The sequence below is a fragment of the Phyllobacterium sp. 01N428 genome (genome assembly GCF_056399405.1).
Map to the genome: position 1 here is coordinate 160,325 of NZ_JBFTRH010000004.1, position 25,826 is coordinate 186,150.

Consider the following 25,826-nt stretch of genomic DNA (forward strand, 5'->3'; position numbering starts at 1 on the left):
GCAGGGGGCGGTCTTGACCCATCAGTCCGGTCGCATAAAATCGGAAAATGGCCACAGATGTCCTCTTCGTTCAAGGCGCCGGGGAAGGTACCCACGATCACTGGGACGACAAGCTTGCGGAGAGTCTCCGACAGGAACTCGGTGCCGCCTATCAGGTCCACTATCCGCGCATGCCCGATGAGGATAATCCGAAGTATGGCGCCTGGAAAGCTGCGTTGCTCAGCGCGTTCGATGGCCTGGACGACGGTGCAATTCTTGTCGGCCACTCGGTCGGCGCCACAATCCTGCTGCAGGTCCTCGCGGAATCGGCCTTACCACGTGCCTTTGGCGGGCTGTTCCTGATCGCACCGCCTTTCATCGGCGAAGGCGGGTGGCCGGAGGATGACATCGCGGCGTGCGACGACCTTGCGGATCGCCTTCCGCGCGGCATTCCCATCTGTCTTTATCGCGGAACGGCTGACGATGTGGTGCCCGCCGCTCACGCAGACCTTTATATGAAAGCTCTGCCGCACGCGGTGATGTGCTTGCTCCAAGGCCGGGACCACCAGCTCAACATTGATATGCGCGAGGTCGCGCGTGATGTTCGGGCGGTCACCGGACGGAGTGAGGAGCCGACAGGAGACTAGCTGCGCTGCAAGGCGAGATGGGTGCCGAGACCGACGAGCAGGGCTCCGTCGGCCCGCTGCATAAGCCTGCGGGCTTGGCTCGAGCGCCGGAGCCGCGTGACAATTGCCCCAGCGAGAAAGACGCAGACGAGGTCGGCGGATGAAAACATCAGGTTGACGATTGTTCCGAGGATCAGGAACTGTATCCAGATCGGGAATGCCGCCGACGCATCAATGAATTGCGGCAGGAACGCCATGAAGAAAATGGCGGTCTTGGGGTTGAGCACTTCGACGCTGATACTCTCAAGGAATGCGCGGCGGCCGGACTTTGCCTCGATCCCGGGCAGCGCGGCATCCTCGACCCTGGCACGAAACAACGAGATGCCGAGCCAGACAAGATAGGCAGCGCCGGCAAGCTTCACCAGCATGTAGAGCATTGGCACGGCGTGAAAGAGCATCGACAGGCCCGCCGCGGCGGCAATGACATGGACATAGCAACCAAGATGAATGCCGAGGGATGCCATCAAGCCCGCACGGCGTCCGCGCGCGATCGTCTGGGCGGCGGCGTAGAGCATGGCTGGCCCTGGAATATAGGCGAAGATAGCCGTCGTTATCGTGAACGCGATCAACAATTCGTTCGATGGCATTTTCGATGCTCCGGTGCGCGGTTTCACCCTGACTGGGCCCAAGCATTCAATACTGGCAAGCGCAGCAAGAGTCATCAAGGATGGCCAAGAATGACGTTCGCCATCAAGGCACAAATTGAGTTAAGTTGCGACGCTTTGCTTTGCGCTCACCTTGCTGAGGATAGTCATGATCAGACTAGTAACGGCTCTTCTTTCCTTGGTCTTAACCATCGGTCTGCATTCCCCGGCTGCATTTGCCGAGGACGACAGCACGTCGCAGCTTGCAACCATCAACAAGATCATACGAGGCCAGGGCAAGCCCGGCGAAACCGCGACAGCCAAGAATGGGGAAGTTGTCTACACCGTTCTGGAAGGCGGCGTCGTTGAAATCAGAAACTTGCGCTACAACACGCTGCAACGGTTCAACACGATAAGGCAGGGTGATAATAACAGGTCAAAATAGCAGCATGGACTGGTTGGGTGGGTTTCCCGCTTCGCCCCGTGGGAACAGATGTCCGGCAACCGAGACGTAGGCCCCGAAATGGTTCAGAATCTGAACAATCCTACTCATTGCAGAATGAGGACGTTAAGCAGCGATGGTTATGCTGTCGGCCGGCAATGAGAGGAAGTCGTCCGATGGAAGGCCAGACTTGGGTGACAGAGGGGGCGTACCCTTTGGTTTTTGCGTACATATTAATCGCCAACCTCGTATCTTTTTTCCTTTTCGGCTGGGATAAGCATTGCGCCCGCCAGGCGGGCCGGCGCATCCCAGAACGCACGCTTCTTGCGTTTGCCTTGCTGGGCGGCACGATAGGCGCGGTAGCGGGACAGCGAGCTTTTCGACACAAGACACAAAAGGAACCCTTCCGAACACGGCTGGGGCTGATTGTCGTGCTTCATGCGGCAGGCTGCGGTGCGATCCTTGGGACTATCCTATGGAATGGTATCGCCGAAGCACTGACCTAATCTGACTAACGCAAGGATTATCCGGTAGTTTCCGGCAACCTTTGAAAATACAGGGAAATTATCTGCAACATAACTGCAACATGACGCTCCTACTTCAGGGTCGTGTACGTCCGCTATCGCCTTGAATTAACGAGATAAAGTTATGGTAGCGAAGGAGGGATTCGAACCCCCGACACAAGGATTATGATTCCTCTGCTCTAACCTACTGAGCTACTTCGCCCCATATGCCAAGCGTTCCGTCAATGGCCTGCCTTTAAAGCTGTACCGGGGAACGCGCTGTCAATCGACAGGGACGGGCGGGGTATATGTGCGTAGAAACTGCCTGTCAAGTGGATGACTCGGCCAAGTTGCGAATGGCTCCCGTAAAGTACAAGGATGACCGAGACGGTGGGAAAATAAAGAAACGCGTCTTCACATTCGTTATAGCCGCCCAAGATAGCGGGGATGGCGACAACGCGACCTCTTCCTTGTCAGTGCATCAATAGGCGCGCCCCTCATCCACCAGCATTGCAGTCTTCCTTGTCCACCACTGCCGGCACCCTAATCCACAAGTGCCGTCACCCTGATTCACCGTAGCCGTCATTCTCGCGTTTCGACCCGAGGACCGGGCCTGTCCCGACGATCCACTCACTGCACCTGATGCGACTTGCCGTTGCACCGCGCCCGAATTTCAAGGAATTGTGCACCGGCTTTAAAACCTCGACATGGAATTGCCGGGTTCGAGGTCTTGTCATCGTTTCTTGCTCCAGATATTGGATGCCGACATGAAGAAGGCTGAAAAGATGGCTCCACGGATTGCAGTGCTTGGTTGCGGCTATTGGGGCAGCAACCATATCCGTACCCTGAAGAGCCTCGGCGCCCTTTATGCCGTCTCGGACCAGAACAGCGATCGTGCCGCGGGCTTCGCCGCCGAGCAAGGCGTCCTGCACATTGCCGCGGACGAAATCTACACGCATCCCGACGTCGACGCGATCGTCATGGCGCTGCCGCCGCAGTTTCATGCGCAGGCTGCAATCAAGGCCGTTCGCAACGGCAAGGACGTGCTCGTCGAAAAGCCGATCGCGCTGACTGTGCCCGACGCCGAAGCTGCGGTGAAAGCTGCCCACGATAATGGCCGCATCTTCATGGTCGGCCATGTGCTGCGCTTTCATCCGGCTTTCGAAAAGCTGCTCGACCTGATCAAGGCCGGCCATCTCGGAAAGGTACGATATATCCATTCGCACCGGCTTGGCCTTGGCAAGTTTCACACCGAGAACGATGCGCTCTGGGATCTGGCTCCACATGATCTGTCGATGATCCTGGCGATTACTGGGACCGAGCCGATCGAAGTGCGCGGCGAGGGCGCCGCGGTGCTCGACCACCTCAGCGATTTTGCGCACCTGCACCTTCGCTTTCCCGATAATGTGCGCGGGCATCTCTTTGCTTCGCGCCTCAATCCCTATCGCGAGCGTCGCCTGACCGTCGTCGGCACCAAGGCCATGGCCGTCTTCGATGACATGGAGCAATGGGACAAGAAACTCGCGGTCTACAAGCACTCGATCTGGCAGGATAATGGTGCCTGGGCGTCGACCACGGAAGAGCCGACCTACGTCAAGATCGCGCAGGGCATGCCGCTGACGCGCGAACTGCAGAATTTCATTTCGTGCATCGAAACGCGTGAAGAACCGCGCACCGATGGCGAGGAAGCAATCCGCGTGCTGCGCATCCTGACAGCCGGGACCGTGGCGCACACCGAGCCCAAGCGCGATACACCAGCCTACGGTTGACGCGCGCAAAGATTGCACTCGGCATAAAGCGTTGTTACAAGGCCGCACAAACTTTGAATGGCGACGTCTGGCAGTCCATCGGCTGCCCATCTAAACAATCGCCTTGACTGTTGCTCGCGGCGATTGCGCGAGCATATTTGATATTGGAGCAATGATGCAGTTCATCGATCTCGGCGCACAGCGTGAACGGATTAGCGGCAAACTCGACGCGGCGATCGCCAAGGTCATCCGCGAAGGCAAATACATCCTCGGGCCGGAAGTTGCCGAATTCGAAAAGCGTCTCGCCGAATATGTCGGCGTCGAACATGTGATCGCCTGCGCCAACGGCACCGATGCGCTGCTGATGCCGCTGATGGCGAAGGGCATCGGTCCGGGCCACGCGGTGTTCGTCCCGAGTTTCACCTTCGCTGCAACCGCCGAAGTCGTGGCGCTTGCCGGGGCCGAGCCGGTATTCGTCGATGTCGATCCCGAGACCTACAACATCAATGTCGAGCAGCTTCAGGCGGCAATTGCCGCCGTGCGCGCCGAAGGGCGTCTCGAGCCCAAGGCGATCATTCCGGTCGACCTTTTCGGTCTTGCCGCCGATTACACCTCGCTTTCCGCCATTGCCGCCAAGGAAGGCCTCTTCGTTATCGAAGACGCGGCGCAGTCGATCGGCGGCAAGCGTGACAATGCCATGTGCGGCGCGTTCGGCGATGTCGCGGCAACGAGCTTCTACCCGGCCAAGCCGCTCGGATGCTATGGCGATGGCGGGGCGATGTTCACCAATGACGCTTCGCTCGCCGAGATTTTACGGTCCGTGCTGTTCCACGGTAAGGGCGAGACCCAGTATGACAATGTCCGTATCGGGCTCAATTCGCGCCTCGACACGATCCAGGCGGCGGTGCTGATCGAAAAGCTCGCCATTCTCGAGGACGAGATGGAAACGCGTCAGGTAGTGGCGAAGCGCTACGCCAATGGCCTGAAGGACGTCGTCAAGGTTGCGCACATGCCGGCCGGCTCGCGCTCGGCCTGGGCACAGTACGCGATCGAGACGGACAAGCGCGATGCCTTGAAGGCGCATCTTCAGGCAAACGGCATTCCTTCGGTGATTTACTACGTGAAGCCTCTGCATCTGCAGAAGGCTTATGAGCACTATATGCGTGCGCCCGGCGGGCTACCGGTATCGGAGACCTTGCCGAAGAATATCCTCTGCCTGCCGATGCACCCCTACCTCAGGGAAGCCGATCAGGACCGTATTATCGGTACCATTCGCGCGTTTCACGAGAAAGCCTGAGAGTAGGGCGCTCCGGAGGGTGGCTCCTCGGGCTATGTCCCGAGGCCATCAGGCATGAGACAAGCAAACCGCCTCACGCGGCGGCGTGGCCCTGCTGGGCGAGCCGTTTCAACATGGCTTCGGCCTTTGGAGCACGTTCGGAGCGGCCGATAAAGCCGCCGCCATAGACACGGGCCGTATTGCTGTTGTCGGAATAGAGCACGCAGGCCTGGCCGGGAGCAATGCCGCTTTCGCCATCGACGAGTTCGACGAAGGTCTCGCCGTCGCGATGGTGCAGGAGTGCCGGGCGCGGCGGACGGGTGGAACGGACCTTGGCGTAGACTTCGACACCGCCCTCGGGAATTGCCGAAAGCGATCCATCGCCGAGCCAGTTGATGTTGCGCAGAAACACCTTGTGCGTTTCCAGCGCCTCGCGTGGGCCGACGACGACGCGCGCATTCTTGGCATCGAGATGGATGACGTAGAGCGGATCGCCCGTCGCGACGCCAATGCCGCGGCGCTGGCCGATCGTATAGTGGACGATACCCTCGTGCCGGCCGAGCACGCGCCCGTCAATGTGGACGATATCGCCCGGGTTCGCGGCCTCAGGCTTCAGCTTCGAGATGATGTCGGAATATTTGCCCTGCGGCACGAAGCAGATGTCCTGGCTATCCTGCTTGTTGGCGACGGTGAGGCCGAGCTCCTCGGCGATGGCGCGGGTTTCGGTCTTGGTCATGCCGCCGAGCGGAAAGCGCAGATAGTCGATCTGTTCCTGCGTCGTGGCAAACAGGAAATAGCTCTGGTCCTTGTCGGTATCGACCGGCCGGTAGAGGGCACGGTGGGCGCCATTGGCGTGGCTGCGGATATAATGGCCGGTCGCCAGGGCATCGGCCCCGAGATCACGCGCGGTCTGCAACAGGTCGGCGAACTTGACCGTCTGGTTGCAGGAAACGCAAGGGATCGGCGTTTCGCCGCTGACATAGCTTGCAGCGAACGGATCGATCACAGCTTCACGGAAACGCGCCTCGTAATCGAGCACGTAATGCGGGATGCCGAGAAGCTCGGACACCCGGCGCGCGTCCTCGATGTCCTGGCCAGCGCAGCAGGAACCTGCGCGATGGGTCGAGGCGCCATGATCGTAGAGCTGCAGTGTCACGCCGACGACATCATAGCCTTCGCGTTTCAGGATGCCCGCGACGACAGAAGAATCCACGCCGCCAGACATGGCAACGACGATACGGGTGTCTTCCGGCTTTCCCGGCAGATCGAGGCTATTCAAGGTCATAAGCGGATCCGGTTCTTGGCAGCGGCATAAAGGCGCAGCGCTATTGTCGGGCTCTATATAGGTGAATTGACCGGTTCTGCCAACAGGAAGTGCGCCAAGATCAGTCTTTATCGTTCAAAGTTTTCTGAACAATGCCGATGAGTCCCCGGTGAAATATTTGCAGTTAGACAAAAGTTTAATGAAATCCCTACGCCTCCATTAACCGAGGTTACCAGACAATGACTCGGCGTTTAGGCAATTATTAAAGCCCTCTCTGTAATGTCTGCTGCGATAGGTCTTGAAGTTTAGTGTAGAGAGTACAATGACCGATCTTGTTCGACCGAGAGTAAAATATGTTATCGGCCCGGATGGCAGTCCACTGACCATCGCCGATCTTCCACCCGCGAATACGCGGCGTTGGGTCATTCGCCGCAAGGCTGAGGTGGTTGCCGCTGTGCGCGGTGGTCTTCTTAGTCTTGAGGAAGCATGCCAGCGCTACACATTGACGGTGGAGGAGTTCCTGTCCTGGCAGTCCTCGATCTCCGATCACGGGCTGGCTGGCCTTAGAACAACCCGGATACAGCAATATCGTCATTAGATGATGGTGCAAGAAAGTTGGGAGAGGCTGGTCGCAAGACCAGCCTTTTTCCATTTGGCCGTGCCGCGATTAATCTGCCTGCTTTTCCCTGGCAACGATAAGGTGGGCCGCCACCGCCGAAAGTATTGCCGAGGCGGTGAAGAACCAGAGGCCCGGCTGTGCGATCGCGGTAGCAAGCCCGCTGGTCTCGGCGCCGAAAATCACGAGGGCGACCAGAAGCACGTCGAGCATCGACCATTTCGACAATAGCCCGACCCAGCGATGAAGGGCCCGGGACGCGGCCGGTACCTGCGCCGCCGCCATCTGCGCGACGCCGAGCTTTGCGACCGGCAGGACAACCGAAAAGAGAAGGACGGTGAGTGCGAGGAACCAGTCGCCGCTGCGCCACAGCGAGCCGATGATATCGATAAGCGACGGGCTTTCGTCGAAGAAATAGAGCTTGCTCACATTCATCAGCGGCATGGTCAGCCCCAATGCGAGGGTGAATGTCGCGACGAAAAGCAGGATCGGAATGATAAATCTTGTCGACATGCTGATATCCGACCGAGGCTGACAGCCCATGCATGAAGGAAATGCATGGCGCCCGTCAAGGACGGCGAAGACAATTTGCGCCCACGGCAAGAGTTTGCCCTTCTCGATGACAGGATCGGCTCAATTTAAACAAGATTTGCACTAGACAGACTGGATCACATTCACTTGTTACCGATTGACGCTTCACATGATGGATCGCCATAGTAAGTTTAGATGCGGCCGGCAGTCCGCCGGCGGTAATATTTGATGGTTTAATCCACACAGAGCATTGGATTCGTGCACCTTATGCGTACCAGATTTGGCTTGTTGCTTGCTTTCCTGACGGTCGTTTCCTCTGCTCAGGCGTTGGAAACCGCCTCACCTCCGGTGCTCGCGCCTGAGGAGGATCAAGGCAAGGCTGCGCATTTGAGTGCGCAGGTATTGACCTATTATCACTACAAGAAAGTGCCGCTGGACGACGCTTTGTCGGCGAAAATCACCGATCGCTACATAGAATTGCTGGACCCGGACCGATCCTTTTTCCTTCAGTCCGATATCGACACGTTCATGGTCAGCAAGGACAAGCTGGACGATGCCATCTATGGCGAAGATCTCACTATCCCGTTTGAGATTTTCAACGTTTATGACCAGCGCTTCGTGGAGCGCATGAGTTACGCACGCGGACTTCTCAAGGACGGGTTCGATTTCAGCCAAAAAGAAGACTTCACGATCCGGCGGGACAAGGAGCCTTGGCCGAAAACCGAAGCGGAAAGCCAGGAAATATGGCGCAAGCGCGTCAAGAACGACTGGCTGCGCCTGAAATTGGCCGGTACGTCCGATGCAAAGATACGCGAGACGCTCGGCAAGCGTTATGAGAACTCGCAGGCTCGCGCCTACAAATACAAGAGCGACGATGTATTTCAGACGTTCATGACCGCCTATACCAATGCCGTCGAACCCCATACGGACTATTTTGGCGTTGCCGCCGCTTCGGAGTTCGACATTTCTATGAAACTCTCGCTCGTCGGCATCGGTGCCGTTCTTCAGGAGCGCGATGAGTATACGACCATACGGGAACTGGTGGCCGGCGGACCTGCCCAACTGTCAGGCCAGCTTAATGCCGGCGACAGAATTGTCGGGGTGGCACAGGGCAAGGACGGTCCAATGGTGGACGTCGTCGGCACTCGATTGAACGAGGTTGTAAAGCTCATACGCGGAGAAAAGGATACGGTCGTACGGCTGGATATCATGCCATCCGACGCGGGCCCCGACGGTAAGCACCGGCTCATTACTCTGGTGCGCGATAACATCAGCCTGGAAAAACAGGCCGCCAAGAAAAGCATCAGGATTGTGAAGGATGGTGATCTCACGCGCAAAATCGGCGTGATCGATTTGCCCACCTTCTATGACGACTTCGATGGGCGGCGACGGGGTGACAAGAACTATCGCAGCGCAAGCCGCGATGTTGCCAAGCTGTTGGCGGAACTCGAAGACGAAAAAGTTGACGGCGTCGTTATCGACTTGCGCAACAATGGCGGGGGCTCCTTGCCTCAGGCGATCGAACTGACCGGCCTGTTTGTTGGCAAGGGACCCGTCCTGCAACAGCGCAATGGCGAGGGCGACATCAAGGTCGATGGCAATGATCGTGGCCAGGCGAAATGGACGGGGCCGCTTGCAGTCCTTATCAATCGCGGATCGGCCTCGGCTTCGGAGATTTTTGCCGCGGCAATACAGGACTATGGCCGAGGGCTCGTTATCGGCGAACCAAGCTTCGGCAAGGGCACCGTGCAAACTGTGGTCGATCTCGACGAGCAAGCGCGCAACCCGAAGCCGGAATTCGGCGAATTGAAGATGACGGTCGCGCAGTTCTTCCGCATCAATGGCGGGACTACCCAGCTGCGCGGCGTGACGCCGGATATCATCCTGCCCGGGTTTTCGGATGAGGAGACGCTCGGGGAGTCGAGTTACGACAACGCGCTGCCATGGTTGCAGATCAAACCAGCCAGGTACAAGCCGCTCGGGGATATCAAGCCGATCCTGCCGGAACTTCAAAGCCGCCACGACGCGCGTGCCAAGGAGGACAGGGATTTCAAGAAACTCGTCGAAGACGTGAACGAGCTCAAGGACTTGCGTGACAAGCGGGTCATATCCCTCAATGAAACCGAGCGACGTGCGGAAAGGGATCGCCAGATTGGCCGCCTGAAGGCACGTGAAGCAGCCGATGGCAAGGGCTCGGCGTCGACCACCGATCTTGTATTTCAGGAGGATGGTCTGCAGGCCGACGAGCGCAGCATGAGTGCGGATATTGCGAGCGAAAAAGCGCTGAAGGATGCAAAAGACGTGCTTCTCGACGAGACGGTGCACATTCTCAGCGATGCGTCCGACCTTGGCAAAGTCACGTCGGCGAAAAACAATTGATCAATGGCAGTTGATGGGCACCCGGCATCGGGTACCGCGCGCCGCAATAACGATGGTGTAGCAATGAGTGGTCAGATCAGTATCGAAAAGCAGGAAACGGGCAAGGGCGGTCGCTACGTAGCCGTTGTATCCGGCCACGTAGCCGAGATGACCTTCTCACGCGCCAGCCCGCATCTCATCATCATCGACCACACCGCGGTGCCTGACGCGCTTCGGGGGCAGGGCGTCGGCCAGGCGCTCGCCTTGAATGCGGTGGAAGATGCGCGGGCGGGTGGCTGGAAGATAATTCCGCTTTGCCCGTTCATGCGGGCGCAATCGCTGCGCCACAGCGAATGGTCGGACGTAATCCAGCAGCGATAGGGCGGCAGTCCGTCAGCCAATCATGGCGCGCTTGTCGGTCAGGGGGATCTCTTCCTCGCGCGGCTTGCCGTCACGCTGCTCAAGCGCCTCGGCCTTGGCAAGTTCGGCTTCCGATTCGGCAAGGGCGGCTTCCGCCTCGTCCTTTTGCGCCTTCAGGTCACGGATCGAGTCGAAAAGATTGTCGCGGCGCTGACGCGCGGCCTTTGCGAATGTGGGATAGGCAAAATTCGTCGTGTCGGTGATGCCGGCCTTCTTTTCCTCTGAAAGGATCTGGGCGTCCAGTTCAGCGGCCATGCGTTCGAATTCGCCCATCATCAGATCGAGTTGACCGAGCTGGCGGCGCTTTTCCTTGACCTGAAAGAGTTTCAGCCGAACCAAACCCTCATGCGACTTCATGCTCACTACCCCCTCAACGCCATACTCTCGGCCGGTACGCGTATGCCGCCAAATGTGAGGCGGCGGTCCATCCAGCCGGTATTCCACCCGAATCACCTCGGGAAAATGAAACAAAAACTTAAAGGCGGCCCCGTCTGGTAACCTTTCCTTTACGTTCAGCATTAATCATACGCCTTAAGACTTAAAGCTCGGTAAATCGAATCCTGAAGTTTCTAGGCAGAGATTTTATTGAGTCGAATGAATCGCTTAGCCTTTGAACCTGAAGCACCATCTGATGGTTTTTGGCAGGCGAGTTGACCTTATGAATCAATGCGGTGCCTGCGATCTCTAAATTAAGAGTCGAGGGCACTTGCAAAGCGGAATCAGATTTTGTTAACCATTCGGTGGCAATCTTAACGTTATGGAAACGGCTTGTTCGCGACCTGGCTTCGGGATTGCACGGCAACCCATTTCAGCGGCGGGAAAAGGGGAATGATATGCGGGTTCTTTTAATCGAAGATGATAGTGCAACGGCCCAGAGCATCGAACTGATGCTCAAGTCGGAAAGCTTCAATGTTTATACGACTGATCTGGGCGAGGAGGGTGTCGATCTCGGCAAGCTCTACGACTATGATATCATCCTTCTCGACCTGAACCTGCCGGACATGTCCGGCTACGAAGTGCTTAGGACGCTTCGCCTGTCCAAGGTGAAGACCCCGATCCTTATCCTCTCCGGCATGGCCGGCATCGAGGACAAGGTTCGCGGTCTCGGTTTCGGCGCCGACGACTATATGACGAAGCCCTTCCACAAAGATGAACTCGTCGCCCGCATCCATGCGATTGTTCGCCGCTCCAAGGGTCACGCCCAGTCGGTCATCACAACGGGCGATCTCATCGTCAATCTCGATGCCAAGACGGTGGAAGTCAGCGGACAACGCGTGCATCTGACCGGCAAGGAATACCAGATGCTGGAACTGCTCTCGCTGCGCAAGGGCACGACGCTGACCAAGGAAATGTTCCTCAACCACCTCTATGGCGGCATGGACGAGCCCGAACTCAAGATCATCGACGTGTTTATCTGCAAGCTGCGCAAGAAGCTCGACTCGGCTTCCGACGGTGTGAACTACATCGAAACCGTATGGGGCCGCGGCTATGTGCTGCGTGAGCCGGACTCGACCGAACTGCGCGAAATCGCCTGATAACATTGTGCAAGAATTTCAAAGGGCTCCGTTAGCGCGGAGCCTTTTGCTTTTGGAGTCAGCTTTTGCGTTTGAGCGGGTAAATGGTCTCACCCTGGGCAAGCATGGCGATATATTTCTCTATGTGCGCTGCCCGTGTTTTCGCCTGTTTCGCGCCATGGACGCGGTAGAGAATCGCAAACCGGTTGTGGCTATCAAGCTGGTTGAAGAACGTCAGCGCCTCCGGATTGGCATCCAGGGCCCGTTGCAAATCGTCCGGAACTGTCGCGGTGCTCTGCCGGGCATAGGCGGCATCCCAGCGACCGTCGGCCTTGGCTTTTTCGACTTCGGCAAGGCCCGCCGGTTGCATCCGGCCCTGCGCCATCAGTTCGATCGCCTTGTCTCGATTTTTCTCTGACCACTTGCTGGTGGCCCGACGCGGCGTGAAGCGGATAAGCCAGTGGTGGTCGTCGAGTTTGTCGAGCTGGCCGTCGATCCAGCCATGGCAGAGCCCACATTCGATCGCTTCCTCGCGAGACACGCCCTTGATCGGGGCACTCTTCTTCGCAAGCTTTAGCCAAATCCCCTTCGAAGTGATCGGTTCAGCGGCGAGAAAAGCGTCAAGCTCCGTTGCCGACGCAAAGAATCTCACAGGAAGATCGCTCTTCGGCATCAGCCCGCCACTGGAACCTGCGGTAGGATTTCGGCGATCGAAGCCCGGTTGAAAGGCTTGAGCAGATAGCCGGCAGCACCAGCGCGCTTGGCGCGCATGATCTTGGCAAGGTCGATTTCGGGAAGGCAGAGGTAAATCTTGCTGTTGGCGCCGCCGGGAAGCGATTTTACCTGTGCGATGACATCGGCAGCCGGCATGTCGGCGATGGCGCTGTCGAGAATGATGATATCGGGCATCTCGACGCTGCAAGCCGCAACCGTCTGGAAGCCGGTGTCGGCAGTCGTGACGACGGTCGTTTCGCTCGCGATGAGTCGGCGGGCGACCTTCCGCACGACCGGCGAGCCATCAATGATCATGCAACGCAGCAATACAATACCCCCGGCAGGCCAGAAACATACCTTTCCGGGTACGAAGACTAGCTGGCCTGGGTGAACAAATACCCAAGGTTGATGGTAAATATTAGTGCAACTTTTGCGCGGCGATCAGGTTGCGGCGAAGACGATCTCTTCCGGTGTCGCATGGATCGAGATGGTCATGCCGGCTTCCTGCGCAAGCAGCAGGGTATAATAGGGCTGCACCGCGTGGGCGTCGATCGGTTCTTCCGGTACCCTGCCGCTGTGAAGTTCGAGGAACTTCGGCGGCACGCGCAGCATCGGCCCCCGCGAAGTGAGGCTGAAACGCGGCTCGGTATCCCCGCCCTCAAGCTTGACTGCGAGCGTGCCGCCGCGGGGAAGGGCGGCATTGGCAATCAGGACGAGGTTGAGCAAGAGCTTCACCTTGTTCTTCGGCAGAAGGACGCGGGTGCCTTCCCAGGTGAACTGTGCTTTCTCGCCTTTCATATATTCGTTGGCGACGTTCTGCGCGTCGCCGGTATCGATCTGGACGCCAGCGGATCCTGCCGCGCCGAAGGCAATGCGGGCAAATTGCAGGCGGGCCGAGGCGCTTCGGGCGCTCGACTTGATGAGGTTCATCGCATCCTCGTCGGCGCCGCCCTCCTCGAGCAGTTCGAGGCCGTTGTTGATGGCGCCAACCGGCGAAATGATGTCATGGCAGATGCGGCTGCTCAGGAGCGCTCCGAGGTCCGTTGCCGAGAGAATTACGGGCAATGTCATGAGGGCTTCTCCTGGAGGTGGTCGAGTGGGTTTTCGCGAATCACTGGCAAGCGAATCACTTCGAATTTCAGCGCTATTTGGATACATAGACGCGTCCGGATCGGCAAGAAGCTCGTGGCGAAAGCCTGTGAATGCTGAATTTCGCGCATTTTTGCCGATCTTTGCAAGTCATTGAAATGCCAAGATCGATTCATAAACTTTTATACAAGGTTTAGCGCCTTAAATTGAGCACCAAATCATTAGGCAGGCGCAAGATCTGCAAATTTCCCGTATCAGGCGTCAGGCAAAGAAGCGAACAGCCAAAAGGAATTACGATGGCGTCTCTACTCTTGTCTATGAACCGTGGTCTTCTTCTCGTCCTGACACTCGTGTCACTAGTTTTTGCCCAGGCCCAGGCGGCCCGCGCGCAAGAAACCTATACGATGGAAGAGATCGTCAATTCCGGTCAGCGGTTCTTCGGATCAACCTCAGGTGGATTGGCTACAGCTGTCGAGAAGGTGTTCGCGAGTTACGGCCTTCCTAACGGCTATGTCCTTGGCGAGGAAGGATCGGGCGCTCTCATCGGCGGCCTGACCTACGGGGAGGGCACGCTCTATACAAAGAACGCCGGCGATCACAAGACCTACTGGCAGGGCCCGTCGATCGGCTGGGATTTCGGCGGACAGGGCTCCCGCGTGATGATGCTGGTTTATAACCTCGACGACGTTCAAAACCTTTACGGGCGCTTTGTTGGGGTTGCTGGTTCCGCCTACCTTTTTGCCGGCGTGGGCTTCAATGTTCTCAAGCGCAATCAGGTATTGCTCGTTCCGATCCGCACGGGTGTCGGCGCGCGTCTTGGCGTCAATGTCGGTTACTTGAAGCTGACCCAGACCCCGACATGGAATCCGTTCTGACAGATCAGGATTCAAGTCTGCCCGGCGCGGACCCATGCGGTCCGCGTCTTTGTTTTCGGCGCCCCCCCTGCTAAGACTCCCTTTAAAGAAACGCCAACAGGACCCCGATCTTGATCCAGTCCGTAATCTATTTTGCCCTTGGGTTCCTGAGTGCCGTGCTTCTGGTCCTGCTGGTCGCGCCGCCAATCTGGCGCAGGGCCATGCTTTTGACCCGCAAGCATGTCGAGGCCGAGACACCCCTGACGCTCAATGAAATTCAGGCGCAAAGGGATGGATTGCGCGCCGAACACGCGATGGCGGAGCGCAAGCTCGAACTTGCACTCGAAAGCGCGCGCAACAAGGCGGCGCTGCATCTGACCGAGATCGGCGAAAAGGAACGGCTCATTCGCAAGCTCACGGCGGATCTCGGCGAGCGGGAAACCAGTATTGCCGGTCTTTCAACGTCACTGAGTACTAATGAAGACACGCTCGAACGATCGTCACAAAATCTCAGTGGCACGGCGAAGACTCTCGAAGAGCGCACCACCGAGGTTGAGCAGCTGAACCGGCGTCTCTCGAAACTCTCGATTGATGCCGATAGCCTGCAGATTGAACTCGCTGCCCAATCCGCGCGCGTCGAAAACCTCCTCGACGAATTGAACGACGCGCGGCGCGAAAAGCGCGACAGCGACGAGCAGCGGCGGAAAATCGAGACCGAGCACAAGGCTTTGCAACATAGTCTGGAGCAGGAAACGGCGCAGCGTACCGAGTTCGAAAAGCAGGCGACCGGGCTTTTGACCAAGTTGTCCGACGCAGAGGCGAAACTCGCCCGTCGCGAAAAAGACATGGAAAGGCTGAACGAGAGACTACGCAAGGTCCTCGCTGACGGTCGCAAGCAGGGCACTTCCGTGGTCGATACGCCGCGTGGCAAGCAAGCGTTGATCCAGGCCGACGAAACCCGGCTTATGCGCGACGAGATGAATACGCTTGCCGCACAGGTCGTGGCGATGGTGGCGAAGCTTGAAGGCGAGAAGTCTCCCGTCAACGAAATTCTTGCCAAGGCAAAAAGACAGGTGCCGGCGGTCTATGATGAAAATGGCGAGGCCATCGTCAGCATTGCCGACCGGGTGCGCGCCCTGCAGGCCGCCTCAAAGCCCGCCAAAGCGGCTGAACCGCGCGAGAGCGATGCCTGAGGCAGTTGCAACGTTTAGACTATCGAAGCTCTTCGACATGGGTATTTGCACGGTTTGAAGGCGGTCCAGCAGCACCTTTGGCAGACCTTCCCCTTCCGTTCCAAGGAGAAGTGCGGTGCGCTGTACGGGCTCAGCCGCGTTGATGCTCGTCTTGCCCGAGGGACTCAAGGCAAAAATGGTATAGCCTGCCCTCTGCAGTTTACTGACAAGGGCCTCGATCGATCCCTCCCGGGCGAATGGAACCTTGAGCGCCGCGCCAACAGAAACGCGGATCGCCTTGCGGTAGAGCGGATCGCAACTCGTCTCGTCCATGAGAATGCAGTCAGCCTCGAAAGCCGCGGCGTTGCGGAAGATCGAGCCCATATTGTCGTGGTTTGAAAGCCCGCACAGGACAATGGCCAGCCCGTGCTCCGGCATGGCGGCAAGCAATGTGTCGACGGTGTGCGGTCCGCTGCGCCGTCCGATTGCCAGAACGCCGCGATGCATGGGAAAGCCGGCAATCGCATCCATCGTCTCCCGGCTGACGCAATAGACCGGTACGTCGGGCGGACACAGTTTCAGCTGTTCGGACAGGCCCGAAAGCCGGTTCTCCAGCACGAGGAGCGAGTCGGTGGCAAAATGCGGGCTCGTCAGCAGAACGTTCAGGACAACCTTGCCCTCGGCAATAAATCGACCCTGGCGGCCGACGAGATCGCGCTCGCGCACGTCGCGATAGGGCGCAAGTCGTTCATCGTTAGGGTCGTCGATACGGATGAGCCTTTGATCGGGCGACACTGTCATGCCGGAGATTGGGACGCCTGCAGACCGGCGCGCGCTTCTCCCGCCATGCGGACGAGCGTCTTGTGCATGTCCTCAGCCGATGTGAGCGGCGAAGCAAAAAAGACACGCTCAACTGCATCGCCATCCGCGATATCGAAGCCGTCGGCGTCAATGCCGGTGATCCGCCAGTTGCCGTCATCCGCCTTGGCGAAATACCGGGCATAAAGGGCAATCGCCGCCGCATGATCCTCGTTCATGTGCTCGACTGCCGATTTTTCCGCCGCCGCAAGCGCGTCATTGGCCGGATTGAGACTGAGCCATTCGGCTGGCGGCAGCTGATAGGCGCGCCCGAAACCGGCGTTCAGGCGGGCATTGTCGGGTTCGAGCCGGAAGAAACTGAAATCGCCAAGGCCTGCATAGAGTTTGGCCTTTGGCAGGTGCGAAAGATAGCGCCACTCGATGCGTTCATGTTCCGGCGTGTTGCGTGCGATCTGGCGTGCTTTCGCCGTAACGGTCATGCGGGGATGGGCCAGCGGGTCGCCCTTTCCAGGCTCTCCTACCAGCAGCGAACAGCGGGGATCGGCAAGGAGGGCCGGCGTATGCGCGGCCAGTGCCGATGCAAGAATGATAGGCGTGCCGTCGTGGTCGGTGGCAAGGCCTACCCGCGTCGCGATGGGATGGCCGGAGCCAGGTTCGAGCGTCGCCAGCGCCGCATATCGCGCGGTGCGCAGCAATGTACGCGCAAGGCGAACGGCGCCTTCATCGATTTCACGCAAGACGTCTTTCTTTTCGGCCACGGGATACCTCTCAATCTGTTGGCCGATTGATAGTGCGTGACGGGCAGGGGAACAAGCTGTTTGGTAGCAGTGGCTCAGGCGGCGACTGATTGGTTGTCATTGAATCCGATCGCATCCATGCAATCATCGAGGAGATCGAGATCAACCGGGCCGATCGTGCACAGGACCGGCGCCACGTCCTCCGCCGGAACCTGCAGCGCCACAAGTTCTTTCAGCGCTTCCATTAGTGATTCGCGCGTGTCATACCGGTGGGAGCGCTTGTGCATCGGCCGTGCCTTTGAGCGTGGTTACTGGCCAAAACATTAAGGCAATTACGGTAAACGAATTCTTAATTTTGCCATTTTTGAAATTTTTTTGCTGTGCGGGTGAATAAAATAAGTTCATGATTTCAAAAGGATGAATAGGCATGGTAACGTTAACGTCATCTTTGCCATTGTTTGGCCCTAAATGAGATCATTCTGTGAGCACCTTCACCAGCAGGAACAACAGCGATGAGAATTGCTTCGTGATCGGCTTCGCTAAGTGGAAGATCCATTCAATTGCGGGCATCATAGCGGCCGCGGGGCTTGTCAGTGGCTGCACGCAGACCGGACAGCACTCGAAAATTTCAGCCAATCTGACGAATAAGGGCACCAGCAAAAGCTACGCCTATACGCCGAAGGACAAAGAGTGTCTTGAGCGGGCGATGTTCTTCGAATCCAACCGTTCGAGCCAGGACGGACTGGTTGCGGTTGGCACGGTCGTGATGAACCGCCTCGATTCCGGCAAATGGGGCGACTCCATTTGTGGCGTGGTCGGACAGAAGGGGCAGTTTGCTCCAGGCGTGCTTTCTCGCCCGATGAAGTCCGTTGCCCTCCCGGATGTGCAAGCTGCCGCCGACGCGGTGCTGCGCGGCGAGCGCAATACCAAGGTGAAGAATGCCATGTATTTCCACACGGCGGGTCTTCGCTTCCCCTATAAGAACATGCACTATACGGTCGTTGCCGGTGGCAACGCGTTTTATGAAAAGCGCGACCGCTATAATACGGCAGACATCGCGTCCAAGGATGCAAGCGCAGCCATCGCCAATGCCTATATCGCCAGCCTGCGCATGGGCGGCAGACCGACGATCGCAACTGCCCCGACAATGGTCGCGAGCAATGTCCCGGGCGTAACGACGACTGCGGTCGCCGCAGCGCCGGCGGCTGCGACGACGACCTCGACGGCGACAGCGGGACGGGTCACTGCCAACCAGCAGCCGATCCTCGTGGCACAGGCTGACATAACTCCGGTCATGGCCAATCCGGCGAAGGTTGCCGTGCCGATGGATCCGCCGCCGCAGGCGATGGATTACCGGACCAGCGAGCCGACCGTTCGCGTGGCACAGCCAGTTGCAGCGCCGGCAACCGATCCGAGCTTGCTCGCCTATGAGGCGCCGAACGCCAAGAAGGTCGATGCCATCGGACAAATGCTGCTCGCGCAGGATCGACCGACGTTCAACTGACCGATTTTCGTTTCAGAGAAATCAATCGAGGCGTCTTGTGCGCCTCGAACTTTTAGGGGACGAGGTAGTGGTGCGCCCACTGATCGTGCGGCACCACCTGGCCGATCGCATATTGGAACGTCAGGATCGTCATGTGATCGGGTGAGGTCGAGCAGGTGTAGGAGAGGTGATACCACTCTCCCTTGCTGCGAAAGGCTGCCCCGGCCGAACGGATTTTATCGCCCTTGATCTTCGGCTCTTCAAAAGCATAGGCGACGAGTTCGTCAGGGACCAGCTTGGCCGGGTCCTTATGTATGCGGTCCATCGCCTCGACGTCGCAGCGCTGTTCCAGCCTGGTTTCGGGATCAAGCCGCTGCAACTCTTCCGTTGCACCGCTATCCATGGCCCGGGCCGGCGCGGCCAAAGCGAGCGGCAGCAACAGCATGGCGCTAATTCGTTTCATCATTTCGGCTTTCAAATTGCAGGATATCGAAGCAGGGACCGGTAACAGGCCGGCCGAAGGTCAAAACGCTAGAGTAACAAGAATTGCCCTAGATACTCCGCCGATTGGGACCAAATTATGAAACGTTCCTCGGCCTGCCAAGCCGATCCATCTTCTGGCGTCGCGTCCGGCTATTTTGGCGCCATGCGAATGGCACCGTCGAGCCGGATCGTTTCGCCGTTCAGCATGGGATTTTCAATGATATGCAGCGCGAGGGCGGCATATTCCTCCGGTTTGCCCAGTCTCGAGGGGAAGGGGATCGAGGCCGCCAGCGAATCCTGTACCTCCTGCGGCATGGCAAGCAGCATGGGCGTGCCGAAGATTCCAGGCGCGATCGCCATCACGCGGATGCCGAAGCGTGCAAGTTCGCGTGCCGCCGGAAGGGTAAGGCCGGCAATTCCCGCTTTCGACGAGGCATAGGCGGCCTGTCCGATCTGGCCATCGAAGGCAGCGACCGACGCGGTTGAAATGACGACACCGCGCTCGCCGGTCGCAAGCGGTTCAAGCTTTGCAGCGCGGTCGCTCACCAGACGCAGCATGTTAAACGAACCGATGAGGTTGACCTCGATGACGCGGCGATACAATTCGAGATCGTGCGGACCATCGCGGCCGACGATACGGCCGGCATTGGCGATGCCAGCACAATTGACGAGAATGCGCGGCGTCCCAAGTTCATCGGCCACGCGGGCAACCGCCTTTTCGCCCTCGGCAGCGTTGGCTACGTTGCAGGCAAGGGCAATTCCCCCGATCTCGGCGGCGACCTTTTCGGCCGCTTCCAGATTGATGTCGATGATGGCGACCCTGGCGCCTTTTTGTGCGAGGGCGCGCGCCGTGGCTGCCCCGAGCCCCGATCCGGCGCCTGTAACGATTGCTGTTTGCCCGTTTGCGTCCAAAATACACCACTCCTGTTGCACTTATGAGTTCTTGCACGTGTTTTGGTGCTGAACTAGACTGAAATGTACCCTCTTGGCGTGAAATGCGCCACGTTTGCGTCAAACTGGTAAACGCTGCTACCCCGCATACCAAAAGTTAGTGGACGGATTTTTAGTCGATTTCACCATTAATTGATTAAATGGGGCGATTTTCCCCAGAATCGACAATTATGCCTTCCGGGACGGGTTGACTGCGAATGAATCTGCTTGCATTGCGACATGGCAAAGGCTTCCATGCGACTTTCGTTGCAGGCATGGGGGCTTGCAACACAAAAAACCTCTGAAGGTGGAAAAGATGAATACCTACAAGAAACTCCTTGCGGCGAGCGCGCTCGCAATGCTGACGGGTGGGCTGATGGCAGGTGGAGCCTCGGCCAAGACGTTGGTCTATTGTTCGGAAGCTGCACCGGGCGGCTTCGACCCTGCGCTCTATACCGGCGGCGAGACGCTCGACGCTACGGGACAGGCCGTTTTCAACAAGCTGGTCGAGTTCAAGCCGGGCAAGTCCGAAGTCGAGGCCGCGCTTGCTGAAAGCTGGACGATCTCCGACGATGGCCTGCAGTACACGTTCAAGCTGCGTCCGGGCGTCAAGTTCCAGACCACGAGCTATTTCACGCCGACGCGTGACCTCAATGCCGACGACGTCGTTTTCTCCTTCGAGCGTCAGAAGGAAGGCAGCCCCTGGGCGAAATATGTCGACGGTGCGTCCTATGAATATTTCGAAGGCATGGACTTCCCCAAGCTGATCAAGTCGGTTGAGAAGGTTGACGACCTGGCCGTCAAGATCACGCTGACCAAGCCGAATGCACCGATGATCGCCAACCTTGCCATGGACTTCTCGTCCATCGTCTCCAAGGAATATGCCGACAAGCTGCAGGCTGACGGCACCCAGCAGAAGTTCAACGAGCAGCCGGTCGGCACAGGCCCGTTCCAGTTCGTCGACTATCAGCTCAATACCGCCATCCGCTACGAAGCCAATCCGACATTCTGGAAGGGCAAGGTCAAGCTCGACAACCTGATCTTCGCTGTTACGCCGGATGCTGCCGTTCGCGTACAGAAGCTCAAGGCCGGCGAATGCCAGCTGACGATCTATCCGGATCCGGCTGACGTCGAGGGCCTGAAGGCCGACTCGAACCTCACCGTCCTGCAGGAAAGCGGCCTCAACGTTTCGACGCTCGCCTACAACACGACGCAGGCGCCGTTCGACAAGCCGGAAGTGCGCAAGGCGCTCAACATGGCAATCGACAAGAAGGCTATCGTCGATGCCGTCTATCTCGGCCAGGGCACGCCGGCGATCAACCCGATCCCGCCAACGATGTGGTCCTACGACAAGTCGATCAAGGATGACGAGTACAATCCTGAAGCGGCAAAGGCAGCTCTCGAAAAGGCTGGCGTCAAGGATCTTTCGATGAAGATCTGGGCAATGCCGGTTGTTCGTCCATACATGCCGAACGGCCGCCGTACCGCGGAACTGCTGCAGTCGGACTTTGCCAAGGTTGGCGTCAAGGTCGAGATCGTCAGCTACGATTGGCAGGAATATCTCAAGCGCGCTTCGGATCCGAAGCATGATGGTGCCGTCATCATCGGCTGGACCGGTGACAATGGTGATCCGGACAACTTCCTTGCAACGCTTCTTTCTTGCCAGGCCGTAGGCAGCTCGAACCGCGCTGCATGGTGCAACAAGGAATTCACCGACCTGATCGACAAGGCCGCTGTGGTTTCCGACGTTGCCGAGCGCACCAAGCTCTACGAACAGGCGCAGGTCGTGTTCAAGCGCGAAGCTCCGTGGGCAACGCTCGCTCATTCGCTCGTTACGACGGCAATGACCAAGAACGTCACCGGCTACGTGCCGAGCGCTTTCGGTGTCCACAATTTCGAAAGCGTTGACATCGCCGAGTAATCAAACTCCTCGCGGTACCGGCTTTGGCCGGTACCGCATTTTTTCAGGTTGCCATGTTCCGTTATATCGCTTCCCGAGTGCTGCTGCTGATCCCGACATTCATCGGCATCAGCTTCATTGCCTTTATCTTCATTCGCCTGCTTCCTGGTGATCCGGTCATCGCGCTTGCCGGCGAACGCGGCATGACGCCCGAGCGCCATCAACTGCTCATGGAGCAGTTCGGTTTCAACAGGCCGATCTGGGAACAATATTTCTCGTTCGTCTGGAACATATTCCACGGGGATTTTGGAACATCCATTGCCAGCAAGCGCGCAGTCCTCACCGACTTCCTGACGCTCTTTCCGGCGACGCTCGAGCTCAGCATCTGCGCGATGCTCTTTGCGACCATCATCGGAATTCCCGCCGGCATTTTTGCCGCCGTCAAGCGCGGCTCGGTGTTCGACCAGCTCAGCATGGGCATCGCGCTCGTCGGTTATTCGATGCCGATCTTCTGGTGGGGCATCCTGCTGATCATTCTTTTTGCCGGCATCCTGCATTGGACACCGGTTTCCGGCCGCATGGATCTCATCTATTTCTTCAAACCCACCACTGGTTTCATGCTGATCGACAGCCTGATTTCCGGGCCGAAGGGCGCCTTCAAATCGGCATTCTCGCATCTCGTGCTACCGACGATCGTGCTTGGCACGATCCCGCTCGCCGTCATTGCGCGGCAGACGCGCTCGGCCATGCTCGAAGTGCTGGGCGAAGACTATGTGCGCACGGCGCGCGCCAAGGGTCTCGCACCCCGCCGGGTCATCGGCGTTCACGCCCTGCGCAATGCCATGATCCCCGTCATTACGACGATCGGTTTGCAGATGGGCCTGTTGATGGCGGGCGCGATTCTGACTGAGACGATCTTCTCCTGGCCGGGCATCGGCAAATGGATGATCGACGCCATTGCCAAGCGCGACTATGTTGTCGTGCAAGGTGGCCTCATGCTCGTCGCGCTCATCGTCATGACCGTAAATTTGATTGTCGATCTGCTCTATGCAGTCGTCAATCCGCGCATCCGCGTAAAGTGAGGAAGTCTTGACTAACGAAGTTTCCCCTCCCGTACCGCTCGCCGCGCCCAAGTCCGCGGGGCGGATGGCACGGCTCTCGGAGTTCTGGTTCTATTTCAGCGTCAACAAGGGCGCCGTGATCGGCTTTGGCGTTCTCGTGTTCCTCATGCTCGTAGCCATTTTCGCGCCGGTGCTCGCGCCCCACGCGCCCTACCAGCAATACCGCGAAGCGCTGCTGACGCCGCCATCCTGGCAGACCGGCGGCAATTCGATGTTCCTGCTCGGAACGGACGCGGTCGGCCGTGACCTGCTCTCGCGCCTCATCTATGGCGCGCGCTTCTCGCTGTTCATTGGCCTTATCGTCGTGACGATCTCGATGGTAACCGGCGTGATCCTTGGCGTGCTCGCCGGCTACTTCCGTGGCTGGGTCGATGCGCTGATCATGCGCATCATGGATATCATTCTCGCATTCCCGCCGCTGCTCCTCGCCCTGGTGCTTGTCGCAATCCTTGGGCCTGGGCTCTTCAATGCGATGATCGCAATCGCTCTGGTCCTGCAGCCGCACTTCGCCCGCCTTACCCGCGCGGCCGTCATGAGCGAAAAGAACCGCGAATATGTGGTCGCCTCGAAGCTCGCCGGGGCAGGCCATATGCGGCTGATGTTCAAGACCATTCTGCCGAACTGTCTCGCACCGCTTATCGTGCAGGGGACGCTTTCATTCTCGAACGCCATCCTCGAAGCGGCCGCCCTCGGCTTTCTCGGCATGGGCGCCCAGCCGCCGACGCCGGAATGGGGCACGATGCTTGCTGAAGCGCGTGAGTTCATCCTGCGGGCCTGGTGGGTCGTCACCTTCCCCGGCCTTGCCATCCTCATCACCGTCCTTGCCATCAATCTCGTTGGCGATGGGCTGCGCGATGCTCTCGATCCGAAACTGAAGAGGAGCTGAGCATGGCGCTTCTAGAAATCAAGAATCTGTCGGTCGGCTTCGATACCAGCAGCGGTCTCTTCATGGCGGTGCAAGGCATCGACCTGCATGTTAATGCGCGCGAGGTCCTCGCGATCGTTGGTGAATCCGGTTCGGGCAAGTCGGTGGCCATGCTTGCGGTCATGGGGCTTCTTCCGAAGACCGCTACGGTGACCGCCGACAGCATGACCTTCGACGGACACGATCTTCTCGCGATGTCGTCCAATCAACGGCGCGAGATCGTCGGCCGCGACGTCGCCATGATCTTCCAGGAGCCGGTTGCCAGCCTCAATCCGTGCTTTACCGTAGGCTTCCAGCTTGAGGAAGTCTTGCGCGTCCACATGAAAATGGATGGAAAGGCGCGCCGCCAGCGGGCGATCGAACTGCTCAAGCAGGTCGGCATTCCAACGCCGGAGGAACGACTGAATTCGTTCCCGCACCAGATGTCTGGTGGACAGTGCCAGCGCGTGATGATTGCCATCGCAATCGCCTGCAATCCCAAGCTCCTGATCGCCGACGAGCCGACCACTGCGCTTGATGTCACCATCCAGAAGCAGATTCTCGATCTGCTCGTCGGCCTCCAGGCCAAGCACGGCATGGGCCTCATCATGATCACCCACGACATGGGCGTCGTCGCGGAAACCGCCGATCGCGTCATCGTTCAATATAAGGGGCGCAAGATGGAAGAGGCGGATGTGCTGACGCTCTTCGAATCGCCCAAGAATGCCTATACGCGCGCGTTGCTTTCAGCCCTGCCGGAAAATGCCACCGGCGACCGGTTGTCGACCGTTGCGGATTTCATGAAGAACGAAGCGGCCAATGCAGGAGTGGCACCATGAGCGAGATCGTGCTCGAAGGCCGCAATATCATCCGTGACTATCACGTCGGCGGGGGCCTGTTCGGCAAGGACAAATCCGTGCGGGCCGTCAAGGGCGTCAGTTTTACGCTCGAGCGCGGCAAGACACTCGCGATTGTGGGCGAGAGCGGTTGCGGCAAGTCAACGCTCGGGCGCATCCTGACGCTGATCGATCCGCAGACGTCGGGCGAACTCCTGATCGAAGGCAAGCCGATCAATATCGCCAAGGATACCGTGACGCCCGAACTGCGCCGCAAGGTGCAGATCATTTTCCAGAACCCCTATGGCTCGCTCAATCCCCGCCAGAAGATCGGTGAAGTGCTGGGCGAGCCGCTGCTTCTCAACACGAAGAAGACGGCGGCGGAACGTCGTGACCTTGCCATGCAGATGCTGATCAAGGTTGGTCTTGGCCCCGAGCACTATAACCGATATCCGCACATGTTTTCCGGCGGACAGCGCCAGCGCATTGCCATCGCCCGCGCGCTGATGCTGAGCCCGAGCCTGCTTGTCCTCGATGAGCCGGTCTCCGCTCTCGACCTTTCGGTGCAGGCGCAGGTGCTTAATCTCCTCGCCGACCTGCAGGACGAGTTCAATCTCACCTACGTCTTCATCAGCCACGACCTTTCGGTGGTGCGCTACATCGCCGACGAGGTGATGGTGATGTATTACGGCGAGGTCGTCGAGTACGGTACGCGCGACGAGGTCTTCGCCAATCCGCAGCACAGCTACACGAAGACGCTGTTTGCGGCGACGCCGAAGGCCGATGTCGAAAGCATTCGCGCCCGTATCGAGAAGAAGAAAGCTGCCGCCTGATCCCCCGCGTATGGGGTCATTGCGGAAAAC

Annotated in this window: 29 protein-coding genes and 1 tRNA gene; 17 read left to right on the forward strand and 13 right to left on the reverse strand. The window is 58.4% G+C overall.

The features are described 5' to 3' along the window. Window positions 1-47 precede the first annotated feature (47 nt). Window positions 48-626 (forward strand): alpha/beta hydrolase, encoded by a 579-nt coding sequence (locus AC1DNI_RS12590; protein WP_477692084.1) that lies wholly within the window; start codon window positions 48-50, stop codon window positions 624-626. Here AC1DNI_RS12590 and AC1DNI_RS12595 read toward each other — a convergent pair. After that, the gene (locus tag AC1DNI_RS12595) at window positions 623-1,252 is read right to left on the reverse strand and encodes a LysE family translocator (RefSeq protein WP_477692085.1); all 630 of its coding nucleotides are present in this window, start codon (window positions 1,250-1,252) and stop codon (window positions 623-625) included. The two genes, AC1DNI_RS12590 and AC1DNI_RS12595, sit on opposite strands and share 4 nt — an antisense overlap. A gap of 166 nt (window positions 1,253-1,418) precedes the next feature. Here AC1DNI_RS12595 and AC1DNI_RS12600 point away from each other — a divergent pair, with 166 nt between their 5' ends. Next, window positions 1,419-1,694 (forward strand): hypothetical protein, encoded by a 276-nt coding sequence (locus AC1DNI_RS12600; RefSeq protein ID WP_477692086.1) that lies wholly within the window; start codon window positions 1,419-1,421, stop codon window positions 1,692-1,694. 173 nt (window positions 1,695-1,867) lie between these two features. Beyond that, a complete protein-coding gene (locus AC1DNI_RS12605; protein ID WP_477692087.1) occupies window positions 1,868-2,197 on the forward strand; it encodes a DUF1294 domain-containing protein in 330 nt (109 codons plus the stop codon). A gap of 143 nt (window positions 2,198-2,340) precedes the next feature. Here the strand turns inward: AC1DNI_RS12605 and AC1DNI_RS12610 are convergent. Beyond that, a tRNA-Met gene (locus AC1DNI_RS12610) sits at window positions 2,341-2,417 on the reverse strand. A 562-nt stretch (window positions 2,418-2,979) separates the two neighbouring features. Here AC1DNI_RS12610 and AC1DNI_RS12615 point away from each other — a divergent pair. After that, complete coding sequence (locus AC1DNI_RS12615) at window positions 2,980-3,963, forward strand: Gfo/Idh/MocA family protein (RefSeq protein ID WP_027233509.1); 984 nt, start codon at window positions 2,980-2,982, stop codon at window positions 3,961-3,963. A 154-nt stretch (window positions 3,964-4,117) separates the two neighbouring features. Continuing rightward, on the forward strand, window positions 4,118-5,239 hold the full coding sequence (locus AC1DNI_RS12620) for a DegT/DnrJ/EryC1/StrS family aminotransferase (protein ID WP_477692200.1): 1,122 nt from the start codon (window positions 4,118-4,120) through the stop codon (window positions 5,237-5,239). A 73-nt stretch (window positions 5,240-5,312) separates the two neighbouring features. Here AC1DNI_RS12620 and mnmA read toward each other — a convergent pair whose 3' ends face one another. Further along, window positions 5,313-6,503: a tRNA 2-thiouridine(34) synthase MnmA gene (gene mnmA, locus AC1DNI_RS12625; RefSeq protein ID WP_477692088.1), complete on the reverse strand. Its 1,191-nt coding sequence runs from the start codon at window positions 6,501-6,503 to the stop codon at window positions 5,313-5,315. A gap of 301 nt (window positions 6,504-6,804) precedes the next feature. Between mnmA and sciP the strand changes: the two genes are divergently transcribed. Continuing rightward, window positions 6,805-7,080: a CtrA inhibitor SciP gene (sciP, locus tag AC1DNI_RS12630; protein WP_081816000.1), complete on the forward strand. Its 276-nt coding sequence runs from the start codon at window positions 6,805-6,807 to the stop codon at window positions 7,078-7,080. Window positions 7,081-7,149: 69 nt separating this feature from the next. Here sciP and AC1DNI_RS12635 read toward each other — a convergent pair whose 3' ends face one another. After that, entirely contained in the window at window positions 7,150-7,611 is a 462-nt protein-coding gene (locus AC1DNI_RS12635; protein ID WP_477692089.1) for a paraquat-inducible protein A, read from the reverse strand. A 285-nt stretch (window positions 7,612-7,896) separates the two neighbouring features. Between AC1DNI_RS12635 and AC1DNI_RS12640 the strand changes: the two genes are divergently transcribed. Both AC1DNI_RS12640 and AC1DNI_RS12645 read left to right on the forward strand, forming a co-directional pair. Beyond that, window positions 7,897-10,008: a carboxy terminal-processing peptidase gene (locus tag AC1DNI_RS12640; protein WP_477692090.1), complete on the forward strand. Its 2,112-nt coding sequence runs from the start codon at window positions 7,897-7,899 to the stop codon at window positions 10,006-10,008. A 63-nt stretch (window positions 10,009-10,071) separates the two neighbouring features. Continuing rightward, on the forward strand, window positions 10,072-10,368 hold the full coding sequence (locus AC1DNI_RS12645) for a GNAT family N-acetyltransferase (protein ID WP_477692091.1): 297 nt from the start codon (window positions 10,072-10,074) through the stop codon (window positions 10,366-10,368). A 12-nt stretch (window positions 10,369-10,380) separates the two neighbouring features. On the opposite strand, the gene AC1DNI_RS12650 is transcribed toward AC1DNI_RS12645, so the two are convergent. Further along, entirely contained in the window at window positions 10,381-10,764 is a 384-nt protein-coding gene (locus tag AC1DNI_RS12650; RefSeq protein WP_477692092.1) for a flagellar export protein FliJ, read from the reverse strand. Between the two features lie 476 nt (window positions 10,765-11,240). Here AC1DNI_RS12650 and ctrA point away from each other — a divergent pair, with 476 nt between their 5' ends. Beyond that, window positions 11,241-11,942: a response regulator transcription factor CtrA gene (ctrA, locus tag AC1DNI_RS12655; protein ID WP_027233501.1), complete on the forward strand. Its 702-nt coding sequence runs from the start codon at window positions 11,241-11,243 to the stop codon at window positions 11,940-11,942. Window positions 11,943-12,000: 58 nt separating this feature from the next. On the opposite strand, the gene AC1DNI_RS12660 is transcribed toward ctrA, so the two are convergent. The 3 genes from AC1DNI_RS12660 to chpT form a co-directional block, all read right to left on the reverse strand. Beyond that, window positions 12,001-12,594: a YdeI/OmpD-associated family protein gene (locus AC1DNI_RS12660; RefSeq protein WP_477692093.1), complete on the reverse strand. Its 594-nt coding sequence runs from the start codon at window positions 12,592-12,594 to the stop codon at window positions 12,001-12,003. After that, a complete protein-coding gene (locus AC1DNI_RS12665) occupies window positions 12,594-12,950 on the reverse strand; it encodes a response regulator (RefSeq protein ID WP_228017854.1) in 357 nt (118 codons plus the stop codon). Before AC1DNI_RS12665 ends, AC1DNI_RS12660 begins: the two co-directional genes overlap by 1 nt. A 126-nt stretch (window positions 12,951-13,076) precedes the next feature. Beyond that, the gene (gene chpT, locus AC1DNI_RS12670; RefSeq protein ID WP_477692094.1) at window positions 13,077-13,706 is read right to left on the reverse strand and encodes a histidine phosphotransferase ChpT; all 630 of its coding nucleotides are present in this window, start codon (window positions 13,704-13,706) and stop codon (window positions 13,077-13,079) included. 335 nt (window positions 13,707-14,041) lie between these two features. On the opposite strand from chpT, the gene AC1DNI_RS12675 reads away from it, so the two are divergent. Together AC1DNI_RS12675 and AC1DNI_RS12680 are read left to right on the forward strand one after the other, a co-directional pair. After that, window positions 14,042-14,599, forward strand: coding sequence for a DUF1134 domain-containing protein (locus AC1DNI_RS12675; protein WP_228019372.1), 558 nt, complete (start codon window positions 14,042-14,044; stop codon window positions 14,597-14,599). A gap of 110 nt (window positions 14,600-14,709) precedes the next feature. Next, entirely contained in the window at window positions 14,710-15,771 is a 1,062-nt protein-coding gene (locus AC1DNI_RS12680; RefSeq protein WP_477692095.1) for a hypothetical protein, read from the forward strand. Here the strand turns inward: AC1DNI_RS12680 and AC1DNI_RS12685 are convergent. The 3 genes from AC1DNI_RS12685 to AC1DNI_RS12695 all read right to left on the reverse strand — a co-directional run bounded on the left by AC1DNI_RS12685 (window position 15,727) and on the right by AC1DNI_RS12695 (window position 17,551). Next, window positions 15,727-16,551, reverse strand: coding sequence for a TrmH family RNA methyltransferase (locus AC1DNI_RS12685; RefSeq protein WP_477692096.1), 825 nt, complete (start codon window positions 16,549-16,551; stop codon window positions 15,727-15,729). The two genes, AC1DNI_RS12680 and AC1DNI_RS12685, sit on opposite strands and share 45 nt — an antisense overlap. Further along, the gene (locus AC1DNI_RS12690; RefSeq protein ID WP_477692097.1) at window positions 16,548-17,327 is read right to left on the reverse strand and encodes a HugZ family pyridoxamine 5'-phosphate oxidase; all 780 of its coding nucleotides are present in this window, start codon (window positions 17,325-17,327) and stop codon (window positions 16,548-16,550) included. The genes AC1DNI_RS12685 and AC1DNI_RS12690 overlap by 4 nt, the downstream gene beginning before the upstream one ends. Before the next feature lie 74 nt (window positions 17,328-17,401). Continuing rightward, window positions 17,402-17,551: a hypothetical protein gene (locus AC1DNI_RS12695; protein ID WP_175499063.1), complete on the reverse strand. Its 150-nt coding sequence runs from the start codon at window positions 17,549-17,551 to the stop codon at window positions 17,402-17,404. Window positions 17,552-17,787: 236 nt separating this feature from the next. Here AC1DNI_RS12695 and AC1DNI_RS12700 point away from each other — a divergent pair, with 236 nt between their 5' ends. After that, window positions 17,788-18,810, forward strand: a complete 1,023-nt coding sequence (locus AC1DNI_RS12700) for a cell wall hydrolase (RefSeq protein ID WP_477692098.1) — start codon at window positions 17,788-17,790, stop codon at window positions 18,808-18,810. A gap of 52 nt (window positions 18,811-18,862) precedes the next feature. On the opposite strand, the gene AC1DNI_RS12705 is transcribed toward AC1DNI_RS12700, so the two are convergent. Both AC1DNI_RS12705 and AC1DNI_RS12710 read right to left on the reverse strand, forming a co-directional pair. Further along, window positions 18,863-19,252 carry a DUF930 domain-containing protein gene (locus tag AC1DNI_RS12705; protein WP_091946402.1) on the reverse strand — a complete coding sequence of 130 codons (390 nt, stop codon included), beginning with the start codon at window positions 19,250-19,252 and terminating at the stop codon, window positions 18,863-18,865. Window positions 19,253-19,422: 170 nt separating this feature from the next. Further along, complete coding sequence (locus tag AC1DNI_RS12710) at window positions 19,423-20,184, reverse strand: 3-hydroxyacyl-CoA dehydrogenase (protein WP_113280829.1); 762 nt, start codon at window positions 20,182-20,184, stop codon at window positions 19,423-19,425. Between the two features lie 334 nt (window positions 20,185-20,518). Here AC1DNI_RS12710 and AC1DNI_RS12715 point away from each other — a divergent pair, with 334 nt between their 5' ends. The 5 genes from AC1DNI_RS12715 (at window position 20,519) to AC1DNI_RS12735 (ending at window position 25,796) form a co-directional block, all read left to right on the forward strand. Beyond that, entirely contained in the window at window positions 20,519-22,123 is a 1,605-nt protein-coding gene (locus tag AC1DNI_RS12715; protein WP_477692099.1) for an ABC transporter substrate-binding protein, read from the forward strand. A 53-nt stretch (window positions 22,124-22,176) separates the two neighbouring features. Next, window positions 22,177-23,184, forward strand: a complete 1,008-nt coding sequence (locus AC1DNI_RS12720) for an ABC transporter permease subunit (protein ID WP_027233488.1) — start codon at window positions 22,177-22,179, stop codon at window positions 23,182-23,184. Between the two features lie 64 nt (window positions 23,185-23,248). Beyond that, the gene (locus tag AC1DNI_RS12725; protein ID WP_477692201.1) at window positions 23,249-24,109 is read left to right on the forward strand and encodes an ABC transporter permease subunit; all 861 of its coding nucleotides are present in this window, start codon (window positions 23,249-23,251) and stop codon (window positions 24,107-24,109) included. Window positions 24,110-24,111: 2 nt separating this feature from the next. Next, window positions 24,112-24,966: an ABC transporter ATP-binding protein gene (locus AC1DNI_RS12730; RefSeq protein WP_051615418.1), complete on the forward strand. Its 855-nt coding sequence runs from the start codon at window positions 24,112-24,114 to the stop codon at window positions 24,964-24,966. Next, entirely contained in the window at window positions 24,963-25,796 is an 834-nt protein-coding gene (locus AC1DNI_RS12735; RefSeq protein WP_027233486.1) for a dipeptide ABC transporter ATP-binding protein, read from the forward strand. The genes AC1DNI_RS12730 and AC1DNI_RS12735 overlap by 4 nt, the downstream gene beginning before the upstream one ends. Window positions 25,797-25,826: the final 30 nt, after the last annotated feature.